Raw genomic sequence first — 12,823 nt, 5'->3', positions numbered from 1 at the left:
AATTATAGGCAACCGCCTCGTTTTATACGACTTTTATTAGACTTTTATAAGACAAATTACAATTTTATAAGAATTTAATCTTGACAAATTCTAATAAAATCAGTATAATTATATTATGGAGGCGATAAAATGCTTGATAATGAACTTGTAGATATGGTGAAACAAATACAGCTTGTTCGCAGTGAAAGTAACAAGATAGAGATAAAAGCGGCAACTAAGGGCTGCCCTAAGGTGCGTGATTCGCTGTCCTCTTTTTCAAATCAGTCGGGCGGAGGCGTTATTATTTTCGGCGTAGATGAAAATGACGGGTACGAGGTCTGCGGAGTTTATGATGCCGCTGACCTTATGAAAAAGGTCGAGGCGCAGTGTCAGGAAATGACGCCTGTGATAAGACCGCTGTTTTCCGTTGCATCTATCGACGGCAAAACTGTCGTGTCTGCCGAGATACAGGAGATAGATAATGCTGACAAACCCTGCTTTTACAGCGGTGTCGGCAGGCTGAAAGGTTCATATGTCAGGTCGGGCGACGCTGACAGACTTATGACGGAATATGAGGTTTACAGCTATGAAGCTTTCAAAAAAAGTATTCACGACGAGCTGAGGACTTGCGAAAGAGCCTTTGAAAAGGACATTCAGACCAACGCATTCAAGCTTTATTTTGACCTGCTGAAAAGCAAAAAGCCTAATCTTGCCGAGCTTTCAAATGAAGAAATATGCCGTCTGCAAGGTTTTACTGATGAGGGCAAACCGACTTTGACCGGAATAATGCTTTTTTCAAACTACCCGCAGGCGTTTTTTCCGCAGCTTTGCATAACTGCTGTGTCCGTACCCGGAACTGAGATAAGCAGTACGGCAAGCGTCGGCGAACGTTTTATAGATAATCAGCGAATAGACGGAACACTTGTGCAGATGCTGAATGATGCTTTGGTGTTCGTGCGCAAAAATATGAAAACTGCGACTATCATAGACCCGAACACTGGCAAGCGAACGGACAAGACGGAATATCCTGTAATTGCTATAAGAGAGCTTATCCTGAACGCTCTTATCCACAGAGATTACAGTATCCACACGGACACGACGCCTATAACCATAAAGATGTTCAGCGACCGTTTTGAGATAGAAAATCCCGGCGGACTTTACGGCAGAATGACCCTTGACAGATTGGGAAAAGTGTCTGCCGACACAAGAAACCCTAAGATAGCGGGTGCTATGGAGATACTCGGTGAAACGGAGAACAGATACAGCGGCATACCTACGATAATAAATGCAATGGAAGAAAGTGTTCTGCCTGCGCCGAAATTCGAGAGCGACAGAGGCGTATTCAAGGTGACGTTGTACAACAGCGCCGCCGAAAGCGTGCCGATAGATGACATTGAAACTGAGATACTTGAATTCTGTAAAACGCCGAGAAGCAGGAATGAGATAGCGGAGTTTTTCAATGGCAGAATGACGATCGCTTACGTTATGGAAAGGTACGTCAAGCCAATGATAGCAAGCGGCAGGCTTATTATGACAATACCTGAGAAGCCTAAGAGTAAGTATCAGAAGTATTTGGCAAGGTGAGGATAAAGGTAGAGTGGACAATTACGAATGGAAATGCAAATCGGAATTTGTGGAGGAGAATATGAAATGAAAATCTATGATATTTCTCAAGAGGTTTTCGGCTGTCAGGTATATCCAGGCGACCCGACACCGAAAAAAAGGGTGATTTCTTCAATGGAAAAAGGCGATTTGTATAACCTGACGGCTTTTAGTATGTGCGCTCACAACGGCACGCATATAGATGCGCCGTTTCATTTTATCAAAGACGGAAAAACCGTAGATTCCGTAAGTTTAGATACATTTATAGGAATGGCTTATGTTGCAGAACATAATGGAATCGTTTCTGCCGATGATGCCACGGAAATACTTGAAAAAGCGAAAAAACAGAATTCAGAAGCGGCAAAGAGAATTCTTATCAAGGGAGATGCAGAGGTCTCTGCGGAAGCAGCTAAAGTGTTTGCTGAATCAAACATTTTACTGCTTGGTAATGAATCTCAAACTGTCGGTCCTGAAAATGCTCCGATGGAAGTACACCTTATCCTATTAGGAGCTGGCGCTGTATTGCTTGAAGGGATACGTTTAGCAGAAGTTTCAGAGGGCGTTTATTTCTTAAATGCAGCACCATTAAATCTATCAGGTGCGGACGGTTCGCCTTGCAGAGCTATACTGATCGCTGCTGAAAGATAAATTCCAACTTATAGATGTACAACAAAATTATCATCAAGATAACAGCTACACCTAGTGCCGATTTGACAGCACGGGGTGTGGCTTGTTTTTTATGCGATCCTGCTTGCTTTCCCCGCAGAAAAATGGTATAATGAGAATAACAAAATTTTTCAAGAAGGCAGACTGTATGGGCGTATACGTCCGTTTCGCTTGTGAATAATAGCTATAAGGAGATGGTGTTGTGCTTAGAATATTTTTTGGAAAACACCCTAAAGAAATATACAATACTGAGGTCTATTATGCAAATCAGTATGATAAAATGTGGGTCATGGAACCATTTGCAAAAAAGATCATTAAGGATATTGATGACTCAACTGTAATTGGTCCTGATCTTATAGAAAACGATATTTTTGGCAAATTTAATTCAACGGAATTGTCAGCGGGCGTTAAGACTCTTCTGCTGATATATAATCAGCCTAAAAAGATCTTCAATATTTCAAATTGCGGAGATAACTGCTCAAAGTATCTGCTTGAAATGGCTGAAAGCAAGGATATTACGGTATCATTGCATCATTTGATGGACTTTGGAAAGTCTTTTTCTGTGAAAATAATAAATGAAGGAAAAAGAAAAGTGATTACAGACCCAATTGAATATTTGATGCTTGCAGATAGATATCTGAGGGGTGAAGAAAATGAGGGGTAAAATAAAAATACAAATAAAAAACAGGCACATAACGTTTAATTTTACTCTTGAGAGAAATGTAACGATATTGACAGGGGACAGTGGCACCGGAAAAACGAAACTCATCAATATGGTGAGAAACTATTCCGAACTTGATGAACAAAGTGGTGTAATTTTAAAGTGCAGTAAACCTTGCCTTGTATTGTCAAATGCTAATTGGGAAACCATTCTTGAAAATACTCACGAGAGCATTGTTTTTGTTGAAGAAAGTACACCATTTCTATCTTCTTATGAGTTTGCAAAAGCGATTCAGGGTTCTGATAATTATTATGTTCTTGTAACAAGAGAGCCGTTGGCGCAAATTCCATACAGTATAGATGCTATCAGGAAGATCCATAAAAATGGTGCAAAACCGAAGTTCGAGAAGATATATAAGAACATTTCAAAAAAGGATATATCAGCATTTCCGTATGATATTGTGATCGTTGAAGACAGCAGGTCGGGTCTTCAGTTTTTTAAGAAAGCAACTGAAGATCGTGATCTCGAATGTATCAGCTCTAACGGAAAGAGCGGAATTGTAAAATTACTGGAACAGCATAAAGATCAGCGTATTCTTGTAATAGCCGACGCTGCGGCACTTGGTTCAGAAATCAAAGAGCTTATGTATTTAAGGTCTGTATCAAATAATAAGATCGATCTTTTTTTGCCGGAGAGTTTTGAATGGCTTATTCTTCGCTCGGCGATTTTTGACCGTAACGATAATGTTCAAGAGATTTTGGCTGACCCGGCAGAACATATAGATTGTGAAAAGTATTTCAGTTGGGAGCGCTTTTTTACTGCATTGCTGGTGGCAGAAACTAATGGCAAAGCAAATCTTGAGTATCACGAGAACAAGAGCCATATCCCTTCCGGATATTTATCCGAACAAAATATTTATTCTATTTTAAATGCAATGAAAAAATAATAATAGACAAGCCATACTCTGTGTTGATTTGATTGCACAGGGTGTGGCTTGTTTTTATGATTTCTGAATTGACAAAACAAAGGTTTTGGTGATATAATTACTATGAGCGGATATGTAAATTTTATATAGTTTTACTTATATTAAAGGCACCAACATGAATAGAATAGAAGCACTGAAAAAACTTGTCAAACGTTTCGGTGATAACTACAAGGCATACAAGAAAGATAATTATAATTAGCATTTCTGCCGACAAATCTGGAAGAGAATGATTTTTCTGATAATGAGGAGATGAAAACAGGCAATCATGGAATATGGTGAATACGAATTAGAAGAGCGTATAGAGTCTTTTATAATGAAAAGATGTGAAACAGAACAATGCGATTTCAAGCAAGAATGGCATCAAAAAGCAGAAGATCTTATAAAAGACATTGTTTGTTTTGCTAATACCGTACATGATAAAGACTGTTATTTAGTGTTTGGAATATCAGATGATTACAAAATTGTAGGCATGACGAAACCTCGCAGAAAACAAGCAGATATAATCGATACCTTGAATAATCTGCATTTTGCAGGAGATATTGTTCCGAAAGTTGAATTGCATACCATATTTCTGGATGGAAAAGAAATAGATGTACTGATTATTAAGAATACTGATTTTACGCCGATTTATCTGAAAAAGCCGTATGGAAGAATGAAGGTAGGATGTATCTATACTCGTATTGGCGATAAAAATACCCCGAATGATGGTAATGCGGAATACCATGAAATAGAAATGCTATGGAAGAAAAGGCTTGGCCTAACAAAATCTCCGCTTGAATTCATATATGACAGTATGAACAACAAACTAAACTGGAATGAATATGAAGAATCTTGGTATCATATTTACAAACCAGAATATGTTATTCGTACATATTGGGATGATGATGAATGTTTAGGCAATCGACAAAGAGATGAGTTCTATTCGTATTCTCAATCAAACAAATCAACCGTTTTTATGCGGCTTGATATTATGGCAAATCAAACCGTATTAGAAGGATATCAAATTGTCTGCCTTGATAGCGGAATGTTGACCATACCAGTACCTGAATGGGGATATATCAAGCAGGAATTTAATTCATATGATACAATTTCCTATAAATACTATTCAAATGGTACAAAACGCTATACTCTTTTGAAATTCATGTATGATCCTGAAAATGGGGAAGAACGATATGCTTATAGAAACTTAATGAAGGTGGTATTGATATTTGACTCCGAAAATGAGCGACTTGCTTTTGAAGACTTTATTACAGATAATTATGAAAAATTCAAAGATAGACTCGCTAAGGCGGACAGATATAATTACATAGAAACGGGAAGTAAAAAGAAAACAGAGGTATATAGAGCAGATTTAAATGCGGGCTTTATTCTTAATGAAATGCTTAGAGAGTATAGAAGTAAATATGAAGATGAATAAAAATCGTGATGCAAGAGATCAATACTACCCACACCTCTTTCGTCGTTGATCTGCATCTTGATTACAACGTTACTTTTATCACAGGCGACTCTGGCGTTGGCAAATCCGCTCTGTATTCATTTATTGAAGAACTGTCTGCAAATGATAAAAGAATAAGGTGTTTTAATTATCTTGACCAGAAAAAGAATTACAAAACTTCGATCAAAAATTCGAAGGATAAGCTTTTCGTGATAGATAATGCAGATATTCTGCTGGACGATAAAATGAGGCAGTATATTGCTTTTGATGCACAAAACCAATATGTAATAATAGGGCGAAACCCCACCGGCTTAATGCTTGAGTTAGATGAGATCTACGAATTGTCGAGCGAGAATATCAATGGCAGAACACTATTATCATTAAAGAAAAGCTTTTAAACGATGAGTTGAAAGATAGATTCTAAAAAAGCTGTTTAATTTTTTCAGCCCAATAAAATCTAAACTGTTTTATAGTAGAATCCCACCACTCCACCATATCCACCTACGCCAATTTTACGCCAAAATGGCGTAGATTTTGTGAGAATATATAAACTTTCGTAAAAAGCAAAAACGCCGCAAACCCAGTAAAATCAAGGGTTTGCGAGCTTTTGAAAAGATATAAAAAGGCGGTGTGGGTATTTCCCTACAATGAAGACGTTGGAATGAACATAGTAAGATAATTTGTAGAATTAATGGGCAATTCCAATCGGGATTGCCCATTTTCTAAAATGAATGGAAATACAAATCGGAATTTATTAAGGAGAATATTGATGAAACTATTTTTATGTTCGCACTTTTCAAGTGTGGGAAGTCTGATAAAGGAAGAAATTGAAAATAAGAAAGTTGCATTTATTCCAACAGCTTCACTGCGTGAAGGCTACACCGGTTATGTCGGCTCGGCTCGAAAATTATTCAAAAAGTTGGGAGCAATCGTAACTGAAATTGATATTTCAACGGAGGCTTATTCAACGATACAGTCTGTTTTTGAAGAAGCAGATGTGATATATTTTACCGGCGGAAATTCTTTCTTTCTTATGGACCAGCTCCGTAAAACGGGAACTGATGGGCTACTGAAAAAGGAATTGGCAAATGGAAAATTGATGATCGGCGAGTCGGCAGGCGCAATTATATGCGCTCCAAGCATCCAATATATCGAGCAAATGGATGAAAAGCCGGAGGACTACTCACAAGAAGATGATGCAGGGCTTGATTTGATTGATTTCTATGTTCTTCCGCATTATCTTACAGCACCATTTAAGAAAGTTACCGAGAAAATAATGACTGAATTTTCGGATTTGAATCTATGCCCGATTAACAACCGTCAGGGAATTGTAATTGATGGTGAAGGTTCAAAGGTTATTTGCAAAGACTAATTTGAAAATTCCCATTTATCAAGCCCTTTGAGAGAGGAGAAATCTTTTCTCAAAAGCTTGTTCGATACTGAATGTTATGTTAAGATAGCAAGTATAGCGAGTGGGCAATTCCAATCGGGATTGCCCATTTTCAGAAAGAAAAAGATAAACTGGAATTTGAGGAGGACTCAACCTAAAGTAGAGTCCCATCAAAGAGCCGATTTCGAACATATCAACCATTGGTTCCTGTTAAAAGTCGTAATACAGTGATATAACGGATGCAAGAAAGGAGGTTCTACTTATGGAACAGGAGAAAATCGGAAAGTTCATAGCGTCCTGTCGGAAGGAGCAAGGTTTCACACAAGCTGTTCTTGCGGAGAAACTTGGCATCACAGACCGTGCCGTATCAAAATGGGAAACTGGGCGGAGTCTGCCAGATGCAGCCATCATGCCAGAACTATGTGAACTGCTAAAAATAAACCTAAGCGAGCTTTTTAATGGGGAGCGAATCGCAATGGAAAACTACAAGGAAATTTCGGATTCTTTGCTTTTGGAGATGAAGAAGCAGGAGGAATCGTCAAATAAACGGATTTTGCATTTGGAGAAGCTTCTTATCACAATTGCGATTGTTGTAGCTCTCACTATGATATTTGTCGGATGCTATTTGACGAAAAACCATCTTGCTCTCGGAATCGCTTTATTGGTATTTGGAGCTGCGGTAGTTTTCGCCACTAGTTTTATAGGAGTAAGAAATGAGCACGATACGGGATACTACGAATGCCCTGTATGCAAAAAAAGATATGTACCGACAATGAAAGCTGTTGTTATGGCTCTGCATTGCGGCACATCAAGAAAGATGAAATGCCCATACTGCGGAAACAAATCGTATCATAAAAAGGTTCTTACAAAGTAATTGCAAATTCCAGTTTACCAAGCCCTTTGAGAGAGGAGAAATCTTTTCTCAAAGGGTATTTTTATATTGTGCAGTTTGTATGAGGTTTCTTGTGTTTCATATTATCACATAAGAAACCACAAAGACATCACCGCTCTTACTTCTCCTCAAACATCCACTTGACCGCCTTTTCAGCATACTCACTCCAAAAAATCATATCGTGGTTGCCTTTGCTTTCAAAATACTCGTGAGAAACGTTTCTGCTTTCAAGAAATTTGTGAAGATCACGGTTGTTTTCAAGCAGGAAATCTTCTGTACCGCAGCACATAAATATATCTGGGATATTTTTGCCCTCTCGCTGAAGTTCGTCTATAAGAAATTCGGGATTGTTCCTGCTGTTCAGCACCTCAGACGTTTCACCGAAACATTCTCTGTAATATTCATAATTCGCTGTGGCATTGCCTTGCCCCTCTGACATTCCTGCGACTTCGTGTACGATAAGAGCCGAAGATAATGCAGCAACCTTGCCAAAGGTTTCTGGATATGCAAATGCTGTATGAAGCGCACCAAATCCGCCCATTGAAAGACCCATAATGTATGTTTCACTGCCGTCTTTCGCAAGTCTGAAAACTCGTCTTACATAGTCCACAAGCTCCTCGCCGACGAATTTGCAGAACTGATGACCGGTCGAGCGTCCGTCCAGCCAAAAAGAATTTTCGCCCGAGGGGATAACTACCGCAAAATTATACTTGTCCGAAAGATATTCAGGCACCCAGTTTTCTGCGTCGCCTGTAAAACCGTGCAGCAAGAAAAGCGTTTTGGTGCTGTTTTCCGAGTATTTCGTATCTGTCTGCCCCCAGTCCTGCCTTATATCACATGGCAGGTACATTTTAAACGTGGTATACCTCCGCAGGCAATTTGAATAAAATCTGATCGTTAAGTTTGACATAGCTTTTCCTCCTGTTTTTTATATAATTATACTACATAAAATCAGGTTTGTCCAATGGGGCAGCGAAAAAATTTTTCAATTTTCCTCACAAAATCATTTATCCCTATAAAAATAAAGATCACATCTGTCAAAGCCTCGTCCCAACGTACCTTGCCGCTTTTTCATAATATTTTTTGTCGATCATAATTCTACGCTCCTCCACATTTACAAGGTGTCTATCTACCCCGTCTGCAACTATTTTATTCATTATATCAAAATCAATGCCGCCGCTACAGAGATACAAAAAATGATACTGAAAAAGTGTAATATGTTTGCAAATGCTGAGATATGACATACATGAAAGGAGATAATAATATGCCTACAGTTTTGCCAAAAGAAAATGAAGTCGAACAGTTTTTTTCAAGGATAATGGCATCGGAAGGAGCTTGCGAAAGGCTCAGCAACGTGCTTTACGATCACCTTAGTGACGACGATATGCAGACCGATCCTGACCCAAAACATCTTGCGCAGGTGCTTTTGACCGCATATACGAACGGTGATATAAGCGCACTTCTGCTGGAGCTTTGCGGAAGAAGTCTTTTCGATCTGCTGAGAGAGGCATACCTTATACCAAAGCGTTTTCACGGAAAAGCCGGAAAAAATCCTGAACTCCTTATGACCCCTGAAGGCGATGTCATTGAAGAAAAGAAAAAGCTTGTCACAAAGCATGAGTTCGAGAAATTTCGTGATGTGTACAAAAACCACAGCTGTGCACCACGTTCAAAGCTTTATCTTGCAGACGAATATGACCTTATGAGGGTCTATACCGACGGAATGAACATTAAGGAAAAGCGTGTTGACAAAAGACGTGGCGTGCTTATACTTTACGTCCTGCCTGACACTGTAAAGCTTGGACTTTCCGAGGCTCAGACCTATGATGTTATATGGAATACTTTCCACAAGATACAGCATACTGCCCCAACTGCAATGGTCTATTACGGACAAGAAACAGGCGAAAAGGACGAGCCGGTATCAAAGGCGAGCCTAAAAGAAAAAGCCTCTGTTATAGGCAGAGTGGGAATGATGTTTCTCTCCTGCGGAACGGGAGCATGGCGTGTGAGAAGTTCCATGAACACCATGGCTGTAGTGGTTTTCGGACGTGCTGTTGTAGCAGTTGTGAATGCTGGAGTATAGCTGTTCTTATTATTGTAATACTTAGGGTCATGTATCAAACAGCAGCAGCTGCCTTCTTCAGGAGTATTGTCACAGCCTGAGTGTGCGCATTTGGGGCGCAGGGCATCATAGATCATGGCTATCCCTATGATTATCAACACGGCGACAACGATTCCTTTGAGATTGAACGAACTATGCTGAGAGCTGTTTTCTGTTGTCAGCTTGTAGCCTATATAATCGTCAAGCATTTCCTTGTTTCTGTTGTTTTTTCCGGATCCCATAATCACACCTCCAAACTGTATTTCTGATATTATACCATATTTTTTAAGATTTGTGGTAACAATTTTTGGACAGTTGCATATTTCGTCCCTTTTATCATTTTTTCAGTGGCAAAGTCGGGTAGTGTGCGGAATATTTTACGGTTACTTTTACTCAACTTCCTTTAATTTTATCTCCATTATGCAGCTTGAAGCGAACTCTATGCCAATGGGTAAAAATTTTTTCAAACCTCCACAATTTTACCCCTAAGTATGCTATAATAGAATAGACAAGAAACCCGACCCAAAACCCAGCGAGGTGCTTTTATGACATATGCAATATCTGACATCCACGGCTGTTATGAGGAGTATATTAAGCTTCTCGAAAAAATCAACTTTTCTGAGGATGATACCCTCTATATCCTAGGTGACATCTGCGACAGGGGCGAAAAGCCTATGGAGGTTTATAACGATATCATGGCTCGGGATAATGTTATCCCGCTGTTCGGCAACCACGAACACCTTGCCTATATCAATCTCCGCCACCTTATAAAAAATGACGTGAGCAAGCTTACAAAAGACGAACGGCTAGACCTGATTGATTGGCTCACCAGCGGAGGACAACCCACTTTCAGCGAATTTATCTCCCTCTCCAAAGCCGACCGCATGGACTTTATTGAGTTTCTCAAAAGCTTCTCAATGTATGAGGATATCACCATAAACGGCAAACGCTTTGTCCTCACCCATGCAGGTCTTGGAGGCTTTAGCGAGGATAAGCCCCTTGATGAATATACCCTCCACCAGCTTATCTGGGAGCGTGCCGACTATTCAAAACGCTATTTCAGCGACCCGAATGCTTTCCTTGTGACAGGTCACACCCCTACCGCCAATATCCCAAACCACGGCAGACCCGAAGCCTACAAAGCCAACGGACACATAGCCATAGACTGTGGCTGTGCCTCAGGCGGACGTCTGTGCGCCTACTGTTTTGAAACAGACAGTGAGTTTTATGTTGACAAAATAAACCAGTCCCTTGAAAATCACTTCAAAATGTGATATACTTGTCCTAATAACATAACCGACGAGGACAAAACGGGGGTTATGCCGTATTAAAGCGTATTTATAGATTATATTTTATGGAGGTAATCATGGCTTTTGATTTTAAGAAAGAGTACAAAGAATTTTATATGCCTAAAAACAAGCCAGAAATTGTAACTGTTCCTAAAGCAAATTATATTGCAATCAGAGGAAAAGGCGACCCAAATGAAGTATGTGGAGCATATCAACAAGCAATTAGTGTGCTATATGCTGTTGCTTATACACTGAAAATGAGTTATAAAACAGATCATAAAATTGAAGGATTTTTTGAATATGTAGTTCCACCACTTGAGGGTTTTTGGTGGCAGGACGGCATAGACGGTATAGACTATACTGATAAGGCATCATTCAATTGGATATCTGTTATCCGTTTACCTGAATTTATAACTCAAAAAGACTTTGAATGGGCAGTTGAAACAGCAACTAAAAAGAAAAAGTTAGATTGTTCGTCAGCAGAGCTAATGACAATTGACGAGGGATTATGTGTTCAAATAATGCACTTGGGTTCGTTTGATGATGAACCAGCTACTATTGCTCTAATTGATGAATATATAGAAAAAAACGGATATGTCAATGACATAACTAAGACAAGGTTACACCATGAAATTTATCTCTCAGATGCAAGGAGAGTTGTCCCTGAAAAATGGAAAACTGTCATTAGGCATCCAATAAAGAAGATATAGAATACTTCCATTTAGTCATTCTTTTCTTAAATAATTATCCACCGATACAGCCCCTCTGTATCGGTATTTTTCTGCCCCAACTCCCCCTATCCGCCCCACTTCTATTGACATTTCCCCCTCAATGTGCTATCATAAAAAAGTAAGTTAGTTGCAACTATCCCAATAACACCACAGGAGGAAGAAAAATGGATATGAATGAAAAACCAAAGCTCTCAGGCGTTCCTGAAACTATGCTTCAAACTGTTTACGCCCGTGCAAAGGAAACAAAAACAAGGGGTGCGATAAAAGATACAAAGGCAGTGGAGATAATAGATAAGATAAACTATGATTTTTCACTTGCCGATAAGGACTCAGCAATGCACAGTGGCGTTGTGGCAAGGACAATAGTCCTCGATAAGCTTGCGAACAAGTATCTTGCCAAAAACAAAGGCGCAGTGGTGGTGAATATCGCCTGCGGACTTGATACACGCTGTTACAGAATGAACGGCTATACCCATTGGTATAACCTCGACCTGCCCGAAACTATCGCCGTAAGAGAAAAGCTTCTCCCTGAATCAGGCGAAATATCCCAGATAGCAATGTCCGCCATGGACGATTGGAGCGAAGAAATAACCGAGCACGATGCCCCTGCTATCGTCATCATCGAGGGTCTGACTATGTACCTCTCCGAAAAGGACGTAAAGGAGATTTTTGATGTCATAAACAAACGCTTTGAACACGTCACAGTATTGGTCGAGACGATGAGCCCCACTATGGTAAAGCGTATGAAAGAAAAGTCGATCGAGGGTAGCAAAGCCAAATTCACATGGGGCGTCAAGGACGGCAAAGAGCTTGCAAAGCTTCTCCCGAACTTCCGCCTTATAGAAGAACACAGCCTCGCCGAGGGCATGGCGGAGTTTATCCCAATATTCAAGCTTCTTAAAAAGATAAAGCCTGTGAGCAATATCTCAAACAAGATAGTAGTAATGGAAAAATAACTTTGACTTCCCACCCCCGCCATGCTATAATCCCCAATTTAGAAGTTCCGCCACGCAAAAAGCCCGTCAAACAGCGTATCAGCGTTGTTTGACGGGCATATATTTTTTCTTGACTTTAGAAATTTGTCGTAATGTT

General features: G+C 39.7%; 13 protein-coding genes. 12 read left to right on the top strand and 1 reads right to left on the bottom strand.

The window, feature by feature from the left end:
* The first annotated feature begins 129 nt into the window (after positions 1-129).
* The 8 genes from DW015_RS00800 (at position 130) to DW015_RS00760 (ending at position 7,592) form a co-directional block, all read left to right on the top strand.
* Positions 130-1,563 (top strand): ATP-binding protein, encoded by a 1,434-nt coding sequence (locus DW015_RS00800; protein ID WP_117903482.1) that lies wholly within the window; start codon positions 130-132, stop codon positions 1,561-1,563.
* Between the two features lie 66 nt (positions 1,564-1,629).
* Positions 1,630-2,229: a cyclase family protein gene (locus DW015_RS00795; protein WP_117903480.1), complete on the top strand. Its 600-nt coding sequence runs from the start codon at positions 1,630-1,632 to the stop codon at positions 2,227-2,229.
* Between the two features lie 220 nt (positions 2,230-2,449).
* Positions 2,450-2,911, top strand: a complete 462-nt coding sequence (locus DW015_RS00790; RefSeq protein WP_117903478.1) for a DUF4869 domain-containing protein — start codon at positions 2,450-2,452, stop codon at positions 2,909-2,911.
* Positions 2,901-3,854, top strand: coding sequence for a hypothetical protein (locus tag DW015_RS00785; protein WP_117903476.1), 954 nt, complete (start codon positions 2,901-2,903; stop codon positions 3,852-3,854). Before DW015_RS00790 ends, DW015_RS00785 begins: the two co-directional genes overlap by 11 nt.
* Before the next feature lie 304 nt (positions 3,855-4,158).
* A complete protein-coding gene (locus tag DW015_RS00780; protein ID WP_117903475.1) occupies positions 4,159-5,310 on the top strand; it encodes an ATP-binding protein in 1,152 nt (383 codons plus the stop codon).
* An 8-nt stretch (positions 5,311-5,318) separates the two neighbouring features.
* A complete protein-coding gene (locus DW015_RS13675) occupies positions 5,319-5,726 on the top strand; it encodes an ABC transporter ATP-binding protein (RefSeq protein WP_242993189.1) in 408 nt (135 codons plus the stop codon).
* A gap of 371 nt (positions 5,727-6,097) precedes the next feature.
* Entirely contained in the window at positions 6,098-6,700 is a 603-nt protein-coding gene (locus DW015_RS00770) for a Type 1 glutamine amidotransferase-like domain-containing protein (RefSeq protein WP_055271744.1), read from the top strand.
* Positions 6,701-6,980: 280 nt separating this feature from the next.
* Positions 6,981-7,592 carry a helix-turn-helix transcriptional regulator gene (locus tag DW015_RS00760; RefSeq protein ID WP_117903471.1) on the top strand — a complete coding sequence of 204 codons (612 nt, stop codon included), beginning with the start codon at positions 6,981-6,983 and terminating at the stop codon, positions 7,590-7,592.
* 136 nt (positions 7,593-7,728) lie between these two features.
* Here DW015_RS00760 and DW015_RS00755 read toward each other — a convergent pair whose 3' ends face one another.
* Positions 7,729-8,520 (bottom strand): alpha/beta fold hydrolase, encoded by a 792-nt coding sequence (locus tag DW015_RS00755; RefSeq protein WP_117863841.1) that lies wholly within the window; start codon positions 8,518-8,520, stop codon positions 7,729-7,731.
* Positions 8,521-8,874: 354 nt separating this feature from the next.
* Here DW015_RS00755 and DW015_RS00750 point away from each other — a divergent pair, with 354 nt between their 5' ends.
* The 4 genes from DW015_RS00750 (at position 8,875) to DW015_RS00730 (ending at position 12,687) form a co-directional block, all read left to right on the top strand.
* Positions 8,875-9,693 carry a DUF4866 domain-containing protein gene (locus tag DW015_RS00750; RefSeq protein ID WP_117903469.1) on the top strand — a complete coding sequence of 273 codons (819 nt, stop codon included), beginning with the start codon at positions 8,875-8,877 and terminating at the stop codon, positions 9,691-9,693.
* Between the two features lie 563 nt (positions 9,694-10,256).
* Positions 10,257-10,985, top strand: a complete 729-nt coding sequence (locus DW015_RS00740; RefSeq protein ID WP_117903465.1) for a metallophosphoesterase — start codon at positions 10,257-10,259, stop codon at positions 10,983-10,985.
* A 92-nt stretch (positions 10,986-11,077) separates the two neighbouring features.
* Entirely contained in the window at positions 11,078-11,710 is a 633-nt protein-coding gene (locus tag DW015_RS00735; protein WP_117903464.1) for a GyrI-like domain-containing protein, read from the top strand.
* 185 nt (positions 11,711-11,895) lie between these two features.
* On the top strand, positions 11,896-12,687 hold the full coding sequence (locus DW015_RS00730; RefSeq protein ID WP_347500995.1) for a class I SAM-dependent methyltransferase: 792 nt from the start codon (positions 11,896-11,898) through the stop codon (positions 12,685-12,687).
* The last annotated feature ends 136 nt before the right edge of the window (positions 12,688-12,823 follow it).

It is taken from the genome of Ruminococcus sp. AF37-20 (genome assembly GCF_003460465.1).
Classification (GTDB): Bacteria; Bacillota; Clostridia; order Oscillospirales; family Ruminococcaceae; genus Hominimerdicola; species Hominimerdicola aceti.
This window is presented reverse-complemented; position numbering and strand designations above follow the sequence as displayed.